Origin of the sequence: Gilliamella sp. B3172, from assembly GCF_026536465.1 — a bacterium.
In the GTDB taxonomy this organism is placed as follows: domain Bacteria; phylum Pseudomonadota; class Gammaproteobacteria; order Enterobacterales; family Orbaceae; genus Gilliamella.
On the sequence record NZ_JAFNOA010000009.1, the window covers coordinates 98,101 to 120,013 of the forward strand.

General features: G+C 40.1%; 22 protein-coding genes and 1 riboswitch. Of the genes, 13 read left to right on the forward strand and 9 right to left on the reverse strand.

Annotation, left to right across the window (positions count from 1 at the left end; genetic code table 11):
• The first annotated feature begins 224 nt into the window (after positions 1–224).
• The 5 genes from purB to J3U37_RS10360 are packed head-to-tail and all read left to right on the forward strand — an operon-like array spanning position 225 to position 4,322.
• Positions 225–1,586, forward strand: a complete 1,362-nt coding sequence (gene purB / locus J3U37_RS10340) for an adenylosuccinate lyase (RefSeq protein ID WP_220218261.1) — start codon at positions 225–227, stop codon at positions 1,584–1,586.
• On the forward strand, positions 1,583–2,116 hold the full coding sequence (locus J3U37_RS10345; protein WP_267329159.1) for a GNAT family N-acetyltransferase: 534 nt from the start codon (positions 1,583–1,585) through the stop codon (positions 2,114–2,116). Before purB ends, J3U37_RS10345 begins: the two co-directional genes overlap by 4 nt.
• Positions 2,104–2,889: an amino acid ABC transporter substrate-binding protein gene (locus tag J3U37_RS10350; protein ID WP_220218263.1), complete on the forward strand. Its 786-nt coding sequence runs from the start codon at positions 2,104–2,106 to the stop codon at positions 2,887–2,889. The genes J3U37_RS10345 and J3U37_RS10350 overlap by 13 nt, the downstream gene beginning before the upstream one ends.
• On the forward strand, positions 2,886–3,557 hold the full coding sequence (locus J3U37_RS10355) for an amino acid ABC transporter permease (protein WP_220218264.1): 672 nt from the start codon (positions 2,886–2,888) through the stop codon (positions 3,555–3,557). Before J3U37_RS10350 ends, J3U37_RS10355 begins: the two co-directional genes overlap by 4 nt.
• Positions 3,558–3,569: 12 nt before the next feature.
• The gene (locus tag J3U37_RS10360; protein ID WP_220218265.1) at positions 3,570–4,322 is read left to right on the forward strand and encodes an amino acid ABC transporter ATP-binding protein; all 753 of its coding nucleotides are present in this window, start codon (positions 3,570–3,572) and stop codon (positions 4,320–4,322) included.
• A 55-nt stretch (positions 4,323–4,377) separates the two neighbouring features.
• Here J3U37_RS10360 and J3U37_RS10365 read toward each other — a convergent pair whose 3' ends face one another.
• Positions 4,378–5,727 carry an MmgE/PrpD family protein gene (locus J3U37_RS10365; RefSeq protein ID WP_267374747.1) on the reverse strand — a complete coding sequence of 450 codons (1,350 nt, stop codon included), beginning with the start codon at positions 5,725–5,727 and terminating at the stop codon, positions 4,378–4,380.
• Between the two features lie 172 nt (positions 5,728–5,899).
• On the opposite strand from J3U37_RS10365, the gene folK reads away from it, so the two are divergent.
• The 3 genes from folK to gluQRS all read left to right on the forward strand — a co-directional run bounded on the left by folK (position 5,900) and on the right by gluQRS (position 7,911).
• Entirely contained in the window at positions 5,900–6,385 is a 486-nt protein-coding gene (gene folK, locus J3U37_RS10370) for a 2-amino-4-hydroxy-6-hydroxymethyldihydropteridine diphosphokinase (RefSeq protein WP_267374749.1), read from the forward strand.
• Positions 6,386–6,520: 135 nt separating this feature from the next.
• Positions 6,521–6,976, forward strand: coding sequence for an RNA polymerase-binding protein DksA (dksA, locus tag J3U37_RS10375; RefSeq protein WP_220218268.1), 456 nt, complete (start codon positions 6,521–6,523; stop codon positions 6,974–6,976).
• A gap of 38 nt (positions 6,977–7,014) precedes the next feature.
• Positions 7,015–7,911, forward strand: a complete 897-nt coding sequence (gluQRS, locus tag J3U37_RS10380) for a tRNA glutamyl-Q(34) synthetase GluQRS (protein ID WP_267374751.1) — start codon at positions 7,015–7,017, stop codon at positions 7,909–7,911.
• Here the strand turns inward: gluQRS and moaA are convergent.
• The 3 genes from moaA to J3U37_RS10395 form a co-directional block, all read right to left on the reverse strand.
• Positions 7,891–8,865, reverse strand: coding sequence for a GTP 3',8-cyclase MoaA (gene moaA, locus J3U37_RS10385; RefSeq protein ID WP_267329165.1), 975 nt, complete (start codon positions 8,863–8,865; stop codon positions 7,891–7,893). The genes gluQRS and moaA overlap by 21 nt on opposite strands.
• Positions 8,858–8,983: riboswitch (molybdenum cofactor riboswitch) on the reverse strand. (Overlaps the previous gene by 8 nt.)
• 32 nt (positions 8,984–9,015) lie before the next feature.
• Positions 9,016–10,020 carry a hypothetical protein gene (locus tag J3U37_RS10390; RefSeq protein WP_267374754.1) on the reverse strand — a complete coding sequence of 335 codons (1,005 nt, stop codon included), beginning with the start codon at positions 10,018–10,020 and terminating at the stop codon, positions 9,016–9,018.
• A 32-nt stretch (positions 10,021–10,052) separates the two neighbouring features.
• On the reverse strand, positions 10,053–10,796 hold the full coding sequence (locus tag J3U37_RS10395) for a hypothetical protein (RefSeq protein WP_267374757.1): 744 nt from the start codon (positions 10,794–10,796) through the stop codon (positions 10,053–10,055).
• 224 nt (positions 10,797–11,020) lie between these two features.
• Here J3U37_RS10395 and ppnN point away from each other — a divergent pair, with 224 nt between their 5' ends.
• Positions 11,021–12,397, forward strand: a complete 1,377-nt coding sequence (gene ppnN, locus J3U37_RS10400; RefSeq protein WP_220218273.1) for a nucleotide 5'-monophosphate nucleosidase PpnN — start codon at positions 11,021–11,023, stop codon at positions 12,395–12,397.
• 79 nt (positions 12,398–12,476) lie between these two features.
• On the opposite strand, the gene radA is transcribed toward ppnN, so the two are convergent.
• The 3 genes from radA to J3U37_RS10415 form a co-directional block, all read right to left on the reverse strand.
• Positions 12,477–13,859: a DNA repair protein RadA gene (gene radA / locus J3U37_RS10405; protein ID WP_267374759.1), complete on the reverse strand. Its 1,383-nt coding sequence runs from the start codon at positions 13,857–13,859 to the stop codon at positions 12,477–12,479.
• Between the two features lie 9 nt (positions 13,860–13,868).
• Positions 13,869–14,843, reverse strand: a complete 975-nt coding sequence (serB, locus tag J3U37_RS10410) for a phosphoserine phosphatase (RefSeq protein ID WP_220218275.1) — start codon at positions 14,841–14,843, stop codon at positions 13,869–13,871.
• A 204-nt stretch (positions 14,844–15,047) separates the two neighbouring features.
• Entirely contained in the window at positions 15,048–15,389 is a 342-nt protein-coding gene (locus J3U37_RS10415; RefSeq protein ID WP_267374762.1) for a winged helix-turn-helix transcriptional regulator, read from the reverse strand.
• Positions 15,390–15,494: 105 nt separating this feature from the next.
• Between J3U37_RS10415 and J3U37_RS10420 the strand changes: the two genes are divergently transcribed.
• Entirely contained in the window at positions 15,495–16,037 is a 543-nt protein-coding gene (locus tag J3U37_RS10420) for an NAD(P)H-dependent oxidoreductase (protein WP_267329170.1), read from the forward strand.
• Positions 16,038–16,090: 53 nt separating this feature from the next.
• Here J3U37_RS10420 and rsmB read toward each other — a convergent pair whose 3' ends face one another.
• Together rsmB and J3U37_RS10430 are read right to left on the reverse strand one after the other, a co-directional pair.
• Complete coding sequence (gene rsmB, locus J3U37_RS10425) at positions 16,091–17,383, reverse strand: 16S rRNA (cytosine(967)-C(5))-methyltransferase RsmB (protein ID WP_267374765.1); 1,293 nt, start codon at positions 17,381–17,383, stop codon at positions 16,091–16,093.
• A gap of 30 nt (positions 17,384–17,413) precedes the next feature.
• Entirely contained in the window at positions 17,414–18,757 is a 1,344-nt protein-coding gene (locus J3U37_RS10430; RefSeq protein ID WP_267374768.1) for a Na+/H+ antiporter family protein, read from the reverse strand.
• A gap of 421 nt (positions 18,758–19,178) precedes the next feature.
• On the opposite strand from J3U37_RS10430, the gene J3U37_RS10435 reads away from it, so the two are divergent.
• The 3 genes from J3U37_RS10435 (at position 19,179) to aroD (ending at position 21,862) form a co-directional block, all read left to right on the forward strand.
• Positions 19,179–20,000: a sugar phosphate isomerase/epimerase family protein gene (locus tag J3U37_RS10435; protein ID WP_220218279.1), complete on the forward strand. Its 822-nt coding sequence runs from the start codon at positions 19,179–19,181 to the stop codon at positions 19,998–20,000.
• Between the two features lie 47 nt (positions 20,001–20,047).
• Positions 20,048–20,920, forward strand: a complete 873-nt coding sequence (locus J3U37_RS10440) for a shikimate dehydrogenase (protein ID WP_220218280.1) — start codon at positions 20,048–20,050, stop codon at positions 20,918–20,920.
• A 177-nt stretch (positions 20,921–21,097) separates the two neighbouring features.
• On the forward strand, positions 21,098–21,862 hold the full coding sequence (gene aroD / locus J3U37_RS10445) for a type I 3-dehydroquinate dehydratase (protein WP_267374771.1): 765 nt from the start codon (positions 21,098–21,100) through the stop codon (positions 21,860–21,862).
• Positions 21,863–21,913: the final 51 nt, after the last annotated feature.

Below are 21,913 nucleotides of genomic sequence, written 5' to 3' on the forward strand. Positions count from 1 at the left end.
TTGTGTTTTTTGCTTAAACACCTATATTTTCTGAAACTTTTTGACAAACACTAACTTTTTTAAGCTTTCCGCCAGGGATTAGTTGGCTTTTTAAAAAGATCCCTTCGTTAATGTTTAGAATATTCCATTTAGTTATATCCATAGGCAAACTGGTTATTAGACGATACCTCGATAATTATTAATAATTGTGCAAAAGGATAACAAGAATTATTGAGGATTGTTGGGTGGCTTCACATATTTTAGATTTTTTAGTTTTAGGTAATAACTTTGGTACCAGTGAAATGCGAGCGGTTTGGTCGGAACAAAATCGCTTAGAAAAGCAAGTTGAGGTGGAAGTTGCGTTAGCACAAGCGCAAGGTGAATTAGGTGTTATTCCTGCCGATGTAGCAAAAACCATTGTGAGTAAAGCCAATGCCGCTCAATTATCCCTTGAAGAAATTGCCGAACAAGCAGCTAAAGCTAAGCACTCGTTAATGTCTACCATTAACGCCCTTCAACAGCAAGTAGGTCAAGCCGGTCAGTTTATCCATTATGGCGCAACCACTCAAGATATTGTTGATACCGCAACGGTGTTGCAGTTAAAACAATCTTTTTCCATTATTGAACGTGATACCAAGCTGGTCGCTCTTGAGTTGAAACGTTTAGCCAAACAGTATCAATATCTACCAATGGTTGGGCGCACCCATGGTATGCAAGCGTTACCGACGACCTTTGGTTTTAAGCTGGCAGTCTGGCTTGATGAGTTTGTCCGTCATTTACAGCGGTTAAACGAAATCAAACAACGGGTGCTGGTGGGGAATATCAGTGGTGCAATTTGTACTTATGCCTCAATCGGTAAACTGGGATCGCAAGTTGAAGAACGTGCTTTATCTCGACTAGGACTTAATACCCCCAATATTGGCTGGCAAGCAGCACGTGATCGCTTTTCCGAATATGCCTCAGTCATGGCACTTATCAGCGGCAGTTTAGGTAAAATTGGCAATGAGTTTTATAACTTAATGCGCACTGAAATTAATGAAGTGGAAGAGCCGTTTTCTGACGGTAAAATCGGTTCAACCACCATGCCTCATAAACGCAATCCCGCAGCTTTAGAAGGCCTTGCCAGTTTAACTGCGCCTTTATTAAAAAGTGTGGCATTGATCCATGAATCGATGAAAGTTGAACATGAACGTGACGCCATGAGCTGGCGAGCGGAGTGGATCGCCCTGCCGGAAATTAACCTCTATATTTCAGCACAATTACAAACAGCGTTAGCGGTGCTTAAAGGTTTGAAAGTCAATGCCGATCGTATGTTAGCCAATTTATCTCTACAAAATGGCTTACTGCTGTCAGAAAAAGTGATGTTTGAAATAGGTAAACGGCTAGGCAAGCAGACTGCACATCATTTGGTTTATCAATGTGCGATGCGAGCGTTTGAGCAAAATCAACCGTTTAAAACCGTGTTACTGGCCGATCCAAATTTAAATCAAGAATTTAGCGAAGCCGAACTTGATAGCTGGCTCGACCCAATTAACTATCTTGGTTTGGCACCGGAAAAAGTCGATCAGGTTATCGATTATGCTGAACAAAGTGGAGTATTAGCATGAGCGTTCGCCTGATCACCCACGCCGATATTCCTGCTTATCAACGGCTGTTACATGATGCCTATCAAGCTACCACGCAATTAGGGATCCATTTCGCTGCTGCAACGGTCACGCCAGAACAAATCGCCCGGCATATTGATTCAAATGCTGTTTATGTTTATGAAAAACAGGGGCAATTAGTTTCAACGTTAAGCATCCGTTTTCCGTGGGGCAATAATCCCGGGCCTTATGGGTTACCGCATTTAGGTTGGTTTGCAACTTGTCAGCACTATAAAGGACAAGGTTTTGGCAATGCGTTATGGGAATTTGTTGAAAAGCAGATTTTAATTAACCAGCTAAAGTTACCCGCCGTCACCCTCGGCACAGCGGCAAATCACCCATGGTTAGCACAGATTTATATTAAAAAAGGCTACCATGAAATTGGTCAAGCCGATTTAACCGCTGATCACACCACTATCTATTTTGAAAAAATATTTAATCATCAAAGCTACAGCGAATGGCAAAACAGGAGTACCAAAGTATGCAAACCATAAAAACCCTATGTTCGGCAGCGTTAATCGCTAGCTTAACCTTATTAACGGCATGCGATAACCAATCGAAAACTCAAGCCCCCGAAAAGACCGTTATTAAAGTCGGTTCAACCGGTCAAAGTTATCCTAATGGTTATAAGCAGGATGATAAATTAGTCGGTTTTGATGTGGAAGTAACACAAGCCATTGCCAACGAGTTAGGTTATCAAGTTGAATGGGTGATTGCTGAATTTGGTGGCTTAATGGGGCAGTTTGATTCGGGGCGATTAGATACCATTGCCAATGCCGTTGCCATTACGCCAGCCCGTCAAGCTAAGTATGATTTTTCCAATGCTTACAGCTTTTATGGTAGCCAAATTGTGACACATAAAGATAACCAAACCATTAACACTCTGCCCGACTTTAACGGCAAAACTATTGCCGGTGTTTTAGGGTCAAATCACATTAACAATCTGAAAAAAGCCTTCCCGAATAATGAGATCACCATTAAAACTTACGAAACAAGGGACGGAGCGATGTATGACACGGAATATCAGCGTGTTGATGGTTATGTGAATTCTAAACCGATTTTACTGGCCGAAATCAAACGCAAAAATTTACCGTTTAAATTAGTCGGTGATCCAATCACTATCGAACAAGTGGCGTTCCCATTTAGTAAAGATGAGAAAGGTCAGGCACTGCGTGAAAAATTTAATCAAGCTTTAGAAAAGTTACGTGCTAATGGCACCTTGAAAAATCTATCGATTAAATATTTTGGCGAAGATATTACCTCATGAATTTTAATATAGACTATTTTTTTGGCGTGTTTGGACAGATATTACCGTATTTGCCGGTCACGCTTTTTATTGCGATAGTCTCAATATCATTTGCCATTGTTTTAGGATTGGCTATCGCCCTGTTGCGTAATAACAAGATAATAATTGTTGATGCAATTTTTTCGCTGTTTATTTCGCTATTTCGTGGTATACCGTCGGTCGTGTTACTTTTCATTATCTATTACGGATTACCGCAAATCTTTCCGGTATTAAAGCAAATGGGCGCAACCACGGCGGCCATTATCTGCTTTAGCCTAAAATATGCAGCCTATTTAGCCGAAATCTTTCGGGCGGGTTTGGCATCGGTCGATATCGGTCAGAAAGAGGCGGGATTGACATCGGGTTTAACTATCTTTCAAGTTTATCGAGGCATAATATTGCCACAAGCAATGGTTAACGCCCTGCCCAATACCGGTAATATGTTTATCTCGTTACTTAAAGATTCATCAGTAGCTTTTTTTGTCGGTGTGCAAGAGTTACTTGCCGCAGGGAAGATGTTAACGGCCAACTCTTTTCTCTATTTTGAAACCTATTTAGCGGTGGGTATTGTCTATTGGCTTACTGTGGTCGCTTATTCGTGGCTACAAAAGCAGTTAGAACGAAAACTGACTAAGCCATATCATCGTTAAAGGAGGCGGATTATGATTAAGGTATCAGAGCTATCAAAAAGGTTTGCCAATAATCCAGTATTAAAAGAAATTAACCTAAATGTAAAACAAGGTGAAGTGGTGGCAATTATTGGTCCGTCAGGTTCGGGAAAATCCACCTTATTGCGTTGCTTAAATTTATTAGAAAAACCCGACAGCGGCATTATCCAAATTGGCGAGGTGACGCTTGATTGTCAGCACTATAATCACAGGCAAGAGACCGAATTGCGTAAACAGTCGGCAATGGTGTTTCAACACTATAACTTGTTCAAAAATAAAACGGCGTTAGAAAACATTACTTATCCGTTAATTGTTGGCCAAAAAATGGATAAGAAACAGGCGTTGCAACGAGGACTGTGGTTACTTGAAAGGGTGGGCATGGTTGATTATGCCAATCAATATCCGATCACGTTATCCGGCGGGCAACAACAACGCATTGCTATCGCCAGAGCACTGGCTGTCAGACCGAAAGTGTTGTTATTTGATGAGCCAACCTCCGCACTCGATCCGGAGCGGGTGCACGAGGTGTTACAAGTGATGCTGCAACTTGCTAAAGAAAATATCACAATGATTATTGTGACGCACGAAATGGAGTTTGCTAAATATGTGGCCGATCGGATTATCTTTATGGCTAACGGCATTATTGTTGAGGAAGGCTTAGCAAAATCAATTATCGACAATCCCCAAAATGCCTTAACCCAACGCTTTTTACGGCAATTAACGGATGATATCGATTTTCAAATTTAGTTAACTGTTTAACCGCAGTTAATTAACCGCCAACTGAGGTAAAAACCGAGCTTGATTACAGCGTCAACCAATGGCGCTGTAAAAATTGATCTAAACTTAATCCGTTTGCCAGTTGTTCAATATCGTCCAATAAATTATCGGTTTTTTGCTCATCCCCGACTGCTTGCAGTAGTTTTAAGCGCATCTGCTCATTGGTATAAGGATTTTGTGGTGATCCTTTAGGAAAATCAATCCGCTGTGAAAGCTTATTACCGCACAAAAATTCGATTTCAACAACCACATAGCGATTTGAGGGCTTATGACAGGTATTGGCCGTTTGATAATGGCGTTGCATTTTTTGCATTAACGACACAATATTGTCAGCAATCGGCTCAGGGGAAAAACGTTCAAAATCAAGTGGATAACCCAGCAGCGTCAAGGCTAAAATATATTCTGCGGAAAACCGCCCCTGCTCACCGGTTGTCGGGGATTGGTAAATTAACGCCGCATCGCTTTTCGGTGGCGCAAAACAGAGGGTAATGTTGGCAATGTTATCCGGCTTAAATTGTTGCTGATAAAGTAATTGTCCGGCATCGGCAATGTAAGCAGCCGCTGAACAATAAGAGTAGGTTTTAAACCATAGCCCGGGCTCAACGATTTTCCACGGTTTTGCCCATTGTTGTAAGGTCAACTGGTCATTATTCTGCCCATAAATAGCTAAAAAGCCGAGGTTTTCATCTAAAAAATTTTGATCGGCAGTCAAACCCGCTCTTAACCATTCAACGGTTTGCAATGCTTGTTGAGCGGCCAGCCCAGCATGTAAAAACTTAATCGGTGTCCCCATTAACAGGCGCATGCCGGCGGCTTGAGTCGCCGCTAAAGCAAAAGCTTCGGTTAAAAAAGGTTCTTGATATAAGTAGCAAATGGCGACTGTTGCGGCAATGCCGCCTAAAGTGGCCGTCGCATGCCAACCTTTTTCATAATGGTAGGGATTGACACTTTTTCCCAACAATGCCATAACTTCAATCCCGATCACATAGGCGGTTAAAAAGCGCCGGCCGTCAATATTTGTTGGTGGTTTATCTAACCGTACACTGGCAAACAGTGCAGATAAAATGACGGCTGAAGGGTGACCTCGTACATCGGCATGGACATCATCATAATCCAGACAGTGCGCTTGAAAACCATTAAACAGCGCCGCTTGACGAGCGGTCGCTAACTGCTTACGACCAACCAGCCATGCTCGTTGATGCCCGCCTTCATCGGTTAACCACGCCAGCAATTTTTGCGCATCTGCATCATTATGCGCTTGTAAGCTACTGGCAAAATAGTCAGTAACGCCGGCAATGGCTCGACGGATAACAATGCGATCACGGATTACTGGTGTCTGTTCGATAATCTGCGCTAATTGTTGAGCTAAATTCATGGACTGTTCTCGTCATGGGTTAATGGCTGCTGATATTTTTAATAAACGCTATTTGGCTAGGTTTAATGAATCATATCACTTAATCGGTTTAGATAAATATGTTTGATCACTATTTTCTATGTTAAAATGCTCGACCTTCGTTAATCATAATCTGATAAAGTCACCGGTTATTATGTCAATTTGTTATATTGCTTTAGGTAGCAACCTTGATGATCCTTTTGCTCAAGCTAATCGTGCTATTGCGGCGTTAAAACAGTTACCTAATTCCAGCGTGTCTGCGGTGTCGCCTTTTTATCGCAGTAAACCTTTAGGGCCGCAAGATCAAAATGATTATCTTAATGCAGTTATCAAACTGACCACCACGCTATCACCCATTGACTTACTCGATCAACTGCAAGCAATTGAAAAATCGCAAGGGCGAGTTCGTAAAGATAACCGTTGGGGCGCAAGAACGTTAGATCTCGATATTTTACTTTATGATGATTTAATCATCGACAGTGAAAGATTAACTATTCCACATTATCATATGAAAAACCGAGAATTTGTGCTTTACCCGCTGTTTGATATCGCACCCGATCTTATTCTACCTGATAACGATAACTTGTCTGATTTAGTTTCCAAATGTTGTGAAAATGGAATAAAAAAGTGGAATAAGTAATTATCTTTATTAATAACAGATAGTTGTCGTTTTTGATTTATTTTTCAGCAAAAAAATATTAAAAAAAATTTGCCAAAGGCTAATTTATTGCTATAGTTTAGCGCTTGCAAATAATCTGTACTTAAGGGGATTGCTGTGAAAAAGGAACAAAAATTAAATACATCTTCTCTTAGCCTACTTTCAATTGCTGGGCTAGAGCCTTATAAAGAGGCAAAAGATGAGGAGTATATGAATCCTAAGCAATTGAAACATTTCAAACTTATCTTAGAAGCATGGCTTTCACAACTTCAAGGTGAAATGGGGAAAACTGTGTCTCACATGCAAGATGAGGCTGCTAATTTTCCAGATCCAGCTGACCGGGCAACACAAGAAGAAGAGTTCAGTTTAGAATTACGTGCTCGTGATAGAGAACGAAAACTTATCAAAAAGATTGAAAAAACATTAAAGAAAATCGAATCCGATGATTTTGGTTATTGTGACTCTTGTGGTATTGAAATCGGTATTCGTCGTTTAGAAGCAAGACCAACAGCGGATTTATGTATCGACTGTAAAACGCTTGCAGAACTCCGCGAAAAACAAATGGGTATATAATTCCCATTTAATCAATAAATTATCTTCATTAATCCGATATGCCTAAACGCTATATTGGTCGTTTTGCCCCGTCGCCTTCAGGGCCACTTCATTTTGGTTCATTGGTGACGGCTCTGGGTAGCTATCTTCAAGCCAAATCTTGCCAAGGTAAATGGTTAGTTCGGATTGAAGATATCGACCCGCCCCGTGAGGCGAAAGGGGCATCATCCCTTATATTAAAAACACTTGAAGCCGTTGGCTTACATTGGGATGACAATGTATTGTATCAATCAGCTTGTAGCGAGCGCTATTTAGATATACTGCATTCACTGTTAGCTAAGCAGCAAGCTTATTATTGCAACTGCACCCGTGCGCGCATTCACCAACTTGAAAATGGTATTTATGATAATTATTGTCGCCAGCGATATTTAACCATTGGTCAGGGGCAACCTTTAGCGATTCGTTTAGCACAACATCATCCGATTTTTCAGTTTGAAGATAAAATTCAAGGTTTACAAACAGTTGAGCCAGCTAAGGCAAAGGAAGATTTTATTATTCATCGAAAAGACGGGCTATTTGCCTATAATTTGGTTGTCGTGTTAGATGATCATTATCAAGGCATTAGCGAAATTGTGCGAGGTGCGGATCTATTGCCGGTTACCGCTCAACAAATTTCGCTTTATCAGTTGTTTGGCTATCCGGTGCCAACTTACTGCCATTTACCGCTCGTGTTGGATAATCACGGAAATAAACTTTCCAAGCAAAATCACGCTAAACCGATTGATTTAAACAATTTAACAGCGTTAACCGTTCAAGCTCTACAATTTTTAGGGCAGCCTATCTTGCCGGATTGGCGAGATGCCAGCCAAACCGAACTGCTGCAATGGGCGATTGAACACTGGCAGTTAACCGATGTGCCACAACAAAATCGCCTATCACCCGCCAATATAGGATAGATTTGGTAACATACCGATCTGATGCTCTTGCAGTAAATGTTTTTCCGGTTTTATCATTAATGAAGCGAGGATTCGAGCTTTAAGTTGGGCTTTTTGCGCCGGACTAACCAATAAGTCACGCAAATCAACCGCCGCTTGCCCAAATAGGCAGTAATGCAACTGACCCAATGATGAGACTCGCAAACGGTTACAACTTTTACAAAAATCTTTTGAATACGGCATAATCAGCCCGATCTTGCCTTGATAGTCGCTATGCGCATAAACCTTAGCCGGGCCGGATAACGGCGCTTTGGGTTGTAATTGCCAACCTTGCTCAATTAATTGCCGCTCAATCATTTGACCGGAAAAGTGATAACGTTGAAAAAAAGGCTGACTTTCAGCAGTTTCCATTAGTTCAATAAAGCGTAATTCAACTGGTCTATCTTTAAGCCAAATCAGGTAATCAGACAGGTTATCGTTAAGATTTTTCATCAATACAGTATTGATTTTAACTTTTTTAATGCCGACTTCTAACGCTTTTTCAACACCTAAAATTAATGAAGTTAATTTATCTTGCCCGGTGATGAGCTTAAACACGTGTGGCGAAAAACTATCAATACTCAGATTAATAGCGTTCAGACCGGCTTGCTGCCAATGCGCAACATTTTTTAATAAACGCGATCCATTGGTGGTTATTGCCAGTTCAGTCACACTCGGATATGTGGCTATCAGCGATAGAATATCAATAAAATCACGACGTAAGGTCGGCTCGCCACCGGTTAAGCGAATTTTATGCACGCCAAGTTCGGTAAATGTTGAGACAACATTACCGATCTCATTAAGCGATAAAAACTGATGTTCTTTGTTGGGGCGATAACCGTCAGGCAAACAGTATTGACACTGAAAATTACACTGCTCGGTAATCGACAAGCGTAGATATTGAAATCGACGCTGAAAATTATCCATTAATTGCATATCACAAACACCTTATCCAAATCGGGAAGCATAGCCATTTCTGCGCTATACCGCGGCTAGTCCACCATATGAAATCCAAACTCACTTAGGTGAAAAAGCTTCAGAGTTTGTTTAAGTCTAGCATAGACACTATTTATTGACTACGGACAATTAATTGTTATCACTATTCGATGATTGATTAGAGGATTCAATTTCATCATTATTACTTTCAGTATGAATAACGGTGATGTAATTGGGTATAGTCGGCGCACAACGATAAAGATAGACCCACTGCATACCATTTTGTTCAATTTTTATGTATTGCTTAATTAATTTGTCACTTTCAGTATCGCTAGGCGATTGTTGATCTTTATATTGATCAAGAAATTCTTTTATTATTTCCTCACCCTCGGTTAATGGGCCTTGATAATTTGCTATATAATCTGCACTTAACTGCTCTAATTTCTTTAAGAATAAGGCTTGCTCTTTTTCAATATTAAACTGCTTAGGATTATGATAGCCTAAAGTGGTATAAATCCTGTCTGCGATCGGTGAACCTGTGTTGACTTGTTTTTTTTTGCCACAAAATATATTTAAAGGGAGCAACAATATTACCCCCAAAATAAAGAGATACGATGTCGGTACCAATGAGATTTGCAAATAGAGCTGTATCAAGCCCCAAATACAACTTGAAATGCCGATCAGCTCCAAGACCTTTACAATCAGTGATGTGCGAGTTTTAGGATTTTCAACGCTCGCTTCTGTACCCTCTATAACATAAGGATGCATCCATATTATATGATCAGCAGGTCGACGTAGCGCATAGGCAAAATAGCTACCACCGTCAATTGGGTCAACCACTACCTCAACATAATCACCGTCAGCAAAAGCAACACGACTACAAATCCCTTCAATTAGCTTATCACCTAATTTAAATCGGTAATATTGTTCAATATTTGGCGTATCGCCCTTGCCGGCTGAATCCTGTGCAGCAATCATTTGATTGATTTTATACACCACAGCGAGATAACCGATTGAGTTTAAATTAATATCCGCACACCCAGCTAATTGGCGGGCTTGAATAAAAGTCTCTCGTGATGAATAGACAGCTAAATCCGTGATATAACCAGTGATAATTTGATAATGTGCAATCGAGGTTGTGGTGCAAGATTTCATAAAATTCCTTCTTTGTTATTCGTTGATGCTATCTAGTCAATAATTGGTAGCCCGTTAGGTAATGTTGGCGTTTTACAATAATAATCACATTCGCCTTTAAATTGCGCTAACGGTTTAAATTCGGGTGTCTGCGGATCATTAAATATGTCACTGGCACCTGCACGATATAATTTTTTAAATCGTATGGTTTCGCCAGCAACGCTATGTCGCCAAGGTTTTGGATAACCCCAAGAAGCTAAAACTTGATTACCAAAAAACGAGTACCCGCCACCTGCCGCAAAGAAGATGAAAATAATGCTAAATATCCACCCCCAAAAACTATATTTAATTACATTAAGCAGGTAACTCAATGACGCATCATTGCAAAGGCTTATAATTAAAAATACAAGACAACAAATCACAACCATAATGGTAGTTAAAATAAAGTTTATTTTCAAAAATTCACATGTTGACATGCCAATATAACGGGGAAAAATCAACATGTGTTGCGCTGGAATTCGAATGGCATAGCATTGATAAGTATCGTAGTCTTGTGGCGGTTTGACCAGCATTTCAACATAGTCACCCTCTTCAAAAGCAATGCGGCTAACTCGCCCTTCGACCGCATGATTACCCACATAACAGGTGAAGTATTTTCCTTTTAACAACGGGCGAGATTTGAATAAATAACTAAAAAAAGCCAGAATCGATGAGATTAATAGCAGAGTTTGATCGTCCTTTTCTCCTTTCTTCAACTTACTGACAGTCCCTTTAAGTAAATAAAAATCTTTTTTCATTGATAACTCGCTAACTTTGATTAATACCTTGTAGTTTGAATAATATGACAATTTTTTACGTTTTTTGTTTATTATAGGAGATTTATTTATTTCATAACTAGAAAATTTTTTTCATTCACTCTATTACCCTATATTTTTAGGTTATTTGCAGCTTTGCTTAGTATTCATTCTATTTCGGTATATAATGATTTCCTTGTCGATAAAACCGTCAAATGGAGGTTGTGATGATCACCCAAGTAAGCCCTTTTGGATCAATGGATTTGCTGGCACAAGCTGAGGTTGATATTTTAAAAAAATCAGCCAATAGTGAACTCTATCAGCTATTTAGAAATTGTGCGTTAGCGACACTTAATGCTGGCAGTAAAACCGATAGTACTAAAGAACTTTTAGATAGATTTAAATCGTTTGAAGTCAATGTTATTAGTAAAGAGCGTGGGGTCAAATTAGAGCTTATTGATGCCCCGGAAAGCGCTTTTGTCGATAAGAAAATTATTCGCTCAATACAGGCAAATCTTTTTGCGGTGTTGCGTGATATTCTTTTCTTAAACAGCCAAATTAGTGCGGTAAAACAGTTAGTTTCTAATGTGAAACTTGAAAAAGACCTCTCCTATTACATCACCAACCTTGTGTTTTCGATTTTGCGTAACGCCAATGCGCTACATGTTGGCGAAGAGCCTAACCTTATTGTTTGTTGGGGTGGGCATTCGATTAATGAAAACGAATACTATTATGCCCGTCAAGTCGGCATGCAGTTAGGGCTACGTGAGCTTAATATCTGCACTGGCTGTGGACCCGGCATTATGGAAGCCCCAATGAAAGGCGCCGCTGTTGGTCATGCTCAGCAACGTTATAAAGAAAGCCGATTTATTGGTATGACAGAGCCTTCAATCATTGCCGCTGAGCCACCTAATGCACTGGTAAATGAACTTATTATTATGCCCGATATTGAAAAACGGCTTGAAGCGTTTGTCCGTATCGCGCACGGTATTGTGATTTTTCCAGGCGGTCCGGGCACCGCTGAAGAGCTGCTTTATATTTTGGGTATTTTGTTAAATCCGGCCAATAAAAATCAAACTTTACCGCTTATTTTAACCGGTCCAAAAGAGTGCGAAGATTATTTTACGGCAATCGATGACTTTATCCGTAATACCCTTGGTGAGCAAGCGACTCAACTTTATCAAATTGTGATTGATTCACCGGAAAAGGTCGCTCGGATTATGAAAGAAGGGGTCAAACAGGTTAAATCTTCTCGCTTAAAAACCGGCGATGCTTATGGATTTAACTGGCTGCTGAAAATCGATGAATCACTCCAGCATCCGTTTACGCCAATTCATGAAAATATGGCTGCGCTGAATTTACATAAAGATCAACCGGTTGAGCTATTAGCCGCCGACTTACGCCGTGCTTTTTCCGGTATTGTTGCCGGCAATGTCAAAGAGTTTGGCATGAAGCAAATTGCTGAACATGGCCCATACAAGTTGCAAGGAGATCGTGAGCTGATGAAACAGTTGGATAATCTGTTACGCAGTTTTGTTAAACAAGATCGGATGAAATTACCGGGCGGAAGTGCTTACCAGCCATGTTATGAGATCTGTTATTAGTCCTGTTAATTATATCCTTTAATGATATCACTACTCTGCCAGCAAAGATGTCGGCAGAGTAGTTAGCAAGTAGCTAAAATCATGACAAATCATTTAAGATATCTAACGCTTCAGATACTTTTTTCACACCAAAAACTTGCATATTTTCTGGTCTCTTTTTGGGCATATTGGCTATAGGTACGATCGCCTTTTTAAAGCCATGCTTAGCTGCTTCGGCAATTCGCTCTTGCCCACTAGGAACCGGTCTGATTTCACCACCTAAACCAATTTCGCCAAAAATGACCACATCTTGCGGTAACGGACGATTGCGAAAACTTGAAACTAAAGCCGCGATTAAAGCTAAATCGGCGCTGGTTTCTGTCACTTTTACGCCTCCGACCACATTGACAAAAATATCTTGATCGGCCATTTGTAATCCACCATGTCGATGCAATACCGCCAACAACAGTGCTAAGCGATTTTGATCTAAGCCCACGGTCACTCGCCTTGGGTTGCCATACATGGAGTGATCAACCAGCGCTTGAATCTCTACCAGCAATGGACGGGTACCTTCCCATAACACCATAACGGAGCTACCGGGTAGCATTTCATCACCCCGACTTAAAAATATTGCTGACGGGTTACTTACCTCTTTCAAACCTTGTTCAGTCATGGCAAAAACGCCAAGTTCATTCACTGCACCAAAACGGTTTTTATGGCTGCGCAGCGTTCTAAACCTTGAATCGGCATCACCGTCTAATAATATTGAGCAGTCAATGCAGTGTTCCAGTACTTTAGGCCCCGCAAGCGAACCGTCTTTAGTCACATGACCGACCATAATAATGGCAATACCTTTGGTTTTGGCAAAGCGAGTTAAATAAGCGGCGGTTTCCCGCACTTGCGCAACACTACCGGGCGAGGATTGAATATCAGACAGATGCATCACTTGTATCGAATCAATCACCATAAGTTTTGGTAGAGATTGATCGGCCAGTAAACAGATCTGCTCGATACTGGTTTCAGACAGCATGTTGATATTATCGGTCGGTAAACCTAATCGGTGGGCGCGCATAGCGACTTGTTGTAAAGACTCTTCCCCGGTCACATAAAGGGTGTTCATGTGCGCTGAGAGTTTACTCATCGTTTGCAGTAATAAGGTACTTTTACCGGCGCCGGGATTACCGCCGATCAATATCGCACTCCCCGGCACTACACCGCCACCGAGCACCCGATCGAATTCAGAAAATCCGGTTGAAAATCTCGGTAGTGCTTCTAAACTAATTTCAGATAATTTTTGGATTTTTGCTTGCCCAGCGACACTGCCGGCATAGCCTGTTAATCGTTCATTACGTGATGATGAGCTTGCAAGCCTAACTTCGGTTATGGTGTTCCAAGCATGACAAGCACTACATTGCCCTTGCCAACGTGGATAATCAGCCCCACAATCATTACAAACATACGCACGTTTAACACTTTTTGCCAAATTATTCTCCTAACCTTCACTTAATAAACTTGTCGATAAGATACACCATAATCCAGTTAAATCTGCATAATTAATGCTAATTCTCGCCTTTTCTACCACTTTTGGTTTGCCATGATAAGCAACCCCAAGACCAGCAATACGAATCATCATTAAATCGTTAGCACCATCGCCAATTGCCACGGTTTGTTCAATAGGAATATTTAATGAGGCGGCTAATTGTTGTAAAGTGCGAGCCTTATATTTGGCATCGACGATTTGACCGATGACTTTACCGGTTAAGCGATTGTTTTTAATCTCTAACTCATTGGCATACGCATCAACTAACTTTAATTTCTGCTTTAGGTGATCTGCAAAATAGGTAAAACCGCCAGAGGCAATGGCAACATGCCAACCTTTTTTATGTAACTCTTTAACCAAATAGGTTAATCCCGATGTCATTGGTAATGACTGTTTAACTTGCTGTAAGATATCTTGATGTGCCCCTTTTAAGGTTGCGACTCGTTTACGTAGACTGGTTGCAAAATCAAGCTCACCTCGCATGGCTTGTTCGGTAACGGCTGCAACTTGCTCGCCAACGCCATGCAGTTTTGCCAGTTCATCAATGCATTCAATGGTAATTGCCGTTGAATCCATATCCATAACCAATAAGCCCGGTGAGTTTAAAGTTGGCAAATTATCGATAGGTGAAACGTCAATACCTAATGCCAGCGAAATTGATTTCGCTTTTTTGGGGATCATACCGGCAATACGGACAATTTGATAAGATTTCACTTTCCAAGATGACACTATCACCATTGGCATTGCCAATTGTCTTTGGAAGTTCGATAAAATCGTTTTATTTAATTTTTTACCATAAATAATCCAACCTGTTTTACCGGCATTATAGTCAAGCGGTACCACTTCACAGCCATTTAAAGATAAAGGTAAACCTTGCCAGTATTGAATATTTTCGGGGAGATCATTATAGGTTAATGTGTAAGCCATAACAAAAATCTTAATAACGCAAAACAGATTTGGAATTTATCATATCTATCAAAAATTGTCCAAGTAAGGATTATAAGATGTTATTAATTGAAATTTCGGACTAAAAAACTCCGCTCATCAACTTTTTTTGCAAAAAAACGGGGTCATTGTTAATCAATATTCATTGCCTTTAGTTTGGTTTAGTTTAGAAATGACGAAATAACACTAAACGGCTTGTCCCCACAAACACAGCTGTTCAAGTGCCGGGCCAATTTTTTCACCCAAAGGGGTTAATTTATATAACACTTTAAGTGGTGGTTTTTCACCATATACACGACGAGTAATAAGTTGATCTTCTTCCAACTTTTTAAGCTGGATGCTTAGCGTCATATCAGTGATTTCTGGGATCACCATTTTTAACTCACTAAATCGTTTTTCACCAGAAAGCAAATAATAAAGGATAACACCTTTCCATTTTCCACCGATTAAATCCATAGCTAAACTTATTGGGCAATAATAAATTTTATTCTTATATCGTATTGATGATCGATGTTCACGACTTTGCATACACATTCCTACTATCAAATTTGATAGATATTGCTGAAAAAATATTAGTCAATAAACTAAATAGAGTAACTAAATTTTTTATAGTATAAAAACAAAGGAACAATTATGCCATTAATTATTTTAGGTCATCCCAATATTGAACAATCAATTGCCAATAAAACGATTGTTGAAACATTACAAGATAAAGTTAAGGATATTGAAATTCGTAATATTCACCAACTTTACCCAGATTACAAAATCAATGTACAAGAAGAACAAGCTGCTTTACTTAGACATGATCTTATCGTTCTACAATACCCTATGTATTGGTTCAACATGCCAGCGATACTTAAAATATGGTTTGATGAGGTATTAACCTACCAATTTGCTTATGGTTCAAAAGGAGATAAATTAAAAGATAAAAAGTTATTGCAAAGTTTAACTGTAGGACAAACAGAGCAAAATTTTCAAAAATATCCCCCTGAATTAATGAATCATTTACTTCAATCCGTTAAAATTTCAGCACTCTACACCCAAATGAAATACCTTTCCCCTGCCATTTTATATGGCGTGTCACCTGTAATAGAAGGAGAAAAAACGACAATAAAAGCAAAAGCATTACAACATAGCCAGCAATTAGCTCAATTGATTGAAAATTACAGTCAGTAGCGCAACGTTAATGCTTTATTCATTTTTTAATAGTGCATGTTTTTTTAAATGCACTAATTACTTTTTCTTAAAATAGCGTAGAAAAACCCATCGCCGCCGTTGTCGGTGGGTAAAAACTGTTTAACCTCGCCTTGCAATTTCGCATCACTATTTTCTTGTAAAAAACGCTCAATCTGCAATCTATTCTCGTCAGGGAGGATTGAGCAGGTAGCATAGACTAAAGTGCCACCTGTTTTTAAATAAGGCCAAATATTGGTTAAGATCGCATGTTGCAGTTCAGTCAATTGCGCTATATCGCTATCTCGCCGTAACCATTTGATATCGGGATGACGACGAATTACGCCGGTAGCGGAGCAAGGTGCATCAAGCAAGATACGATCAAAAAGTCGCCCTTTACACCATGTTTCCGGTGTTAAACCGTCACCAACTTTCACTTCGGCATGTTGTTTTAAGCGAGCTAAATTTTCATCAATGCGTTTTGCTCGGCTGGCATCCACGTCAACCGCTAGCACGTGAGCTTTTGGCGCCACTTCTAAAATATGGGTGGTTTTACCACCCGGCGCGGCGCACATATCTAAAATCTGTTCGTCATTTTGTGGTGCCAATAAGTAAGCGGCATATTGCGCGGATAAGTCTTGCACCGTTACCGCACCTTGAGCAAAACCCGGTAACTTAGTGACATTTACCGGTGATAATAAGCGAATAGCAGAAGGTATATCGGCAAAAACGGCGGATTGAATTTGTGCGTCAGCCAGTAATTGTTGATACTCAGTTGCAGTATAGTGATTCAAATTCACCCGTAGCCACATGGGTGGCTTTTGATTATTGGCTTCAATAATAGCTTGCCAATCATCGGGATAAGCTTGTTTAAGGCGATTTAATAGCCATGTCGGATGCCATGTTCGGCTGGCTTGTTGTTGGCTCTCTTTACTCAATTGCTGGGTTAATGTTGTTTGCTGGCGCAAAAACTCACGCAATACCCCATTAACCAAGCCTTTTAATGCCGATTTTTTGAGATCGTTGACCGCATTAACTGTCTCGCCAACAGCAGCATGTTCAGGGATTCGGGTATAGAGAATTTGATAAACTCCAACAAGTAATAAATAGTGCAAAACCCTATTTTTACCGGTCATGACTTTTTTCATCAAACGATGAATGTAAAAGTTAAGCTCCGGCAACACGCGCATCACGCCAAAACAGATCTCTTGAACTAAAGCACGATCTTTGTCGGCTATTTTAGGCTGCAAAACCGTTAAGGCATTACTTAGCGACTGCCCGTCTTCAAGCACGTTATAAATAGCCTGTGCGCAAATCGCTCGAATATTTTGTTGTAACTTTTTATTCATAAATAATAATAACCTTAACGCATTGATAAATTACAGTATTAATGACCCAACCCAACCGGCAATAAATAACGGAATATTAAAATGGGTAAATGTTGGGATCACACTATCACGTATATGGTCATGTTGCCCGTCACTATTCAGCCCGGCTGATGTGGCTAAAATGGTATCTGACGGCGGTGAGCCGGCATCTCCAATTGCGCCCGATGCGCCAATTAAACAGACCGTTGCAATCGGTGAAAAACCTAATTGCACGCAAAGCGGTACATAAATGGCTGCAATAATCGGCACGGTTGAGAATGATGAACCAATGCCCAGTGTTATCACTAATCCCACTAACATCATCATAAATGAGGCCACCACTTTATTACCGGCAAATAACGCTGCGCTATTGATAACCAGTGGCTCGATTTCATGGGTCTGTTTTAACACTTCAGCAAAGCCTTGTGCTGAAATCATCACAAAACCAATCATCGCCATCATTTTTATACCGTCAGTAAATACCCCGTCAGCTTCACCCCATTTTATGGTGCCAGAGACAATAAAGCAGATAAAACCAATCAGAGCACCTAAAATCATTGAGCCGGTATAAAGTTGCATGGTAAAAGAGAGTACAATAGCCAATAAAGAGACGATAACTGAACGTTTATTCACGTTGTTAAGCGCATCAAGGTTTGTCTCTTCCCGAATAATTTTATATTCACGTGGTTTACGGTAACTGACAAAAATTGCCCATAATAAACCACAAAACATACCTAAAGCCGGAATTGCCATTGCATGCATAACATTGACATGGCTCACATCCATACCTGATGAGATAATATTTTTTAACAGTATTTGATTTAAAAAGATATTACCAAACCCGACCGGTAGAAACATATAAGGGGTAATCAGACCGAATGTCATGATACAGGCAATCATACGTCGGTCTAATTGTAGTCTCGACATGACATATAACAGTGGCGGAATTAACAGCGGAATAAAGGCGATATGGATCGGAATAATATTTTGCGAGGAAATACTCACTAATCCAATAATGACAATTAATGTCCACTTAATTCGGGTTTTTGCACTGCTCGATGTTAGCTGTTTTATCGCTTTGTCTGCTAATAATTCGGGTAACCCTGATTTGGATATCGCAACAGCAAATGCACCTAACATGGCATAAGAAAGTGCAATGTTGGCGCCATTACTGATGCCGGTATTAAAAGCATCGATTGTTTCTTTTAAAGTTAAGTGACTAAACAGGCCGCCGGCAAATGCGCCGATAATTAAACTAATTACCACATGCACACGGCATAGTGACAGCACTAACATTAAAATAACAGCAACGACGACAGCATTGATTGAAGATAAAAATTCAAGAATGGTATGCATAAGATGGATTCTTCGTAGCTCAGTAAAATAAGTTATTCTAGGCGATAGCCAACCAAAGTGCAATTGATCATGCCGACTTAACCGCCAGCCCTTGCCTATTTAAAAAATCATCGCTTTGCGTTTAAATTAAAAACAACCCGCCAAAAAATTAAATAAAAAAATAAAATCAATATGTTGATTGAATTTTTCGCAATTTAGATTTAATTATTTGATTATTCATTTGTTGATGTAGATCGCATTTTGCCAAAAAATCTTTTTTTTACCTTGCTAATCGCCCAATTAATCGATATTTTAAACAATAGAAATTTTTAATAGAAATCAACTTATTTATAGAAATATAATAATAAATACCAATATGGCTGATCTAAAAATTTACACAATTTATGTTTTGATGAATTGATTTTTGTTTAAGGAGAAAGATATGTCTAACCGTCCAATAGGATTGGCAGCGTTAACTGTCTTAGATGTTTCACCAGCCAATCAAGTTTTGGTTGCTGCCGAAGCCGGTTATACTCATGTTGGTTTACGGCTTATTCCCGCTACCCCAACCGAACCCGTTTATGCAACTGTTGGTGACACGCCAATGGTGCGCGAAATTGAACGTCGGTTAAAAGAGACCGGCATTAAAGTCTTAGATATTGAGATTTTTCGCTTAAAACCCGATACCCGTGTAATCAACTTTTTACCAGTACTTGAAACAGGTGCCCGATTGGGCGCTAGTCAGGTACTGCTGGCGGGCAACGATCCGGATCAAAATCGCCTGGCCGATAATTTTGCCCAGCTGTGTGAAATTGCCGCACCACTTGGCATTGCAATAAATATTGAGCCGATGCCATGGACTGATATTCCAACAGTAAATGCCGGGATTGAATTACTCAAAACAGCCAATCAAAACAATCAAGGAATGATTATCGATCCACTACACTTTGATCGTGGGGCAAATACTTTGGATGATTTGAAAAAAGTACCTAAAGATTGTTGGCGCTATATGCAACTGTGTGACGGCACCAAAGAGAAACCAAAAGATATAGAAGGATTACTCTATCAAGCTCGTAACTATCGTCTGTCGCCGGGTCGAGGTGGTATTGACCTTGTGTCACTGTTAAAAGCGTTACCGGAAATGCCAATTTCAATTGAGTGCTGTAACGATGAGTTAGCGTTATCCAAATCACCGATTGAACGCGCTAAAATGTATATTGAAGATGCACGTGCATTATTAAAACGTGTAGCAGAACAATCGTAAATGTGTACCCTTTGCTGAAAAGCAAAGTCAGTAGTGGAGAATTTTTAATGAGAAATAATATCGACGGTCATTTTTTATTGATTGGTTTAATGGCCTACCCAATTCGTCATAGCTTATCGCCACAAATGCAAAATACCCTCTATGCTAAGCTTGATATCCCTTATGTCTATTTAGCCTTCGAAGTTGATCAAGAAAAGTTACCCGATGCAATAAAAGGGCTTCGTGCTTTAGGGCTACGTGGTAGTGCAGTATCGATGCCAAATAAACAATTGGTCTGCCAATATCTTGATAAATTAACCCCGGCAGTTGAAATGAGTGGCGCTTGCAATACGATCTCAAATGATAACGGCGTACTTACCGGTTACAACACCGACGGCATTGGGTATATGCGCATGCTTAAAGAAGCCGGTGTTGATGTGATAGGCAAAAAAATGACCATTTTAGGTGCCGGTGGCGCGGCAACGGCGATTGTGGTACAAGCAGCACTTGACGGTGTGAAAGAGATTGCAATCTTTAATCAGAAAGATGAGTGCTACGCCAAAATCGAAGCGGTTGCTAAAAAATTAAATGAAAATACGCAATGTAAAGTATCTGTCACCGACCTTGCCGATACGGAGCAACTTCGCCAGGCGATCGCCACAAGTCAAGTGCTTTGTAACGCAACCGGTGTCGGTATGAAACCATTAGAAGGTCAAAGTTTAATTACCGATCCAACCATGTTAAGACCGGATCTGGTGGTGACTGACTGTATTTATAGTCCCCGAAAAACCAAATTACTTGAAATCGCCGAAAAGCAAGGCTGCAAAACCTTAAATGGTATTGGTATGATGCTATGGCAAGGCGCTGCGCAAATTAAAATTTGGACGGGTGAAGATGCGCCAATCGACTATGTAAAAGAAAAAATGGGATTTAATGATTAATAATTACGCAGGCTAATAACTTACTTTTAACTGATTTATCATACGCTTTAACCGGCTTTTAGATTAAGCAGATAATTAAAGGTAAGTTATCAGATTAATCTATGCTATTGTCTTATTTGAAATAAGCTATGTGGCATTATTAATTATTAACCTAACTTTTGGCAAACAGGATTGAAAATGAAAACAGTTACTATTAAACAGCTTGAAATCGGTACCGGCGCACCGAAAATTATCGTACCTGTAGTGGGTAAAACCGAAGCAGAACTGCTCGATGAAATTAAATTTTTACAATCTATTGATTTTGATGTCCTTGAGTGGCGTGTTGATCACTTCAGCCAAGTCGATGATATTGATGCAGTAAAAGCAGTGGCTAAACAAATCGGACAATTACTCCCCAATAAGCCGATACTCTTTACCTTCCGAACAGCAAACGAAGGCGGGGTAAAACCATGGCCACTTAGCGATTATATCCGGTTAAACAAAGAAATAGCCAGCAGTGGACTTGTCGATCTGATCGATGTTGAAGTGTTTATTGGTGATGAGTATGTCAAAGAGATTATTGACGTTGCACACCAACATCATGTCTTTGTGGTCAGCTCTAATCACGACTTTGAAAAAACCCCGGCACAAAGCGATATTGTTGCTCGATTACGAAAAATGCAAGACTTAGGGGCAGATATTCCGAAAATTGCAGTGATGCCAAAATCAACAGATGATGTGTTAACGCTACTTGCCGCCACCACGGAAATGAACGAAAAGTACGCAACCCAGCCAATTATCACCATGTCAATGGCGGGGCTAGGCGCAGTTAGCCGCATAGCTGGCACAACATTTGGTTCAGCAATGACATTTGGTGCGGCAAAAAATGCTTCGGCCCCCGGGCAACTTGATGTCAAAGAGTTACGTTATATTTTAGATGTGTTGTATCGAAGTCGCAGTTAAATAAATAGGTCGTTAAATAGATAGCTAAATAGATAGTTAAATTAATCGCGC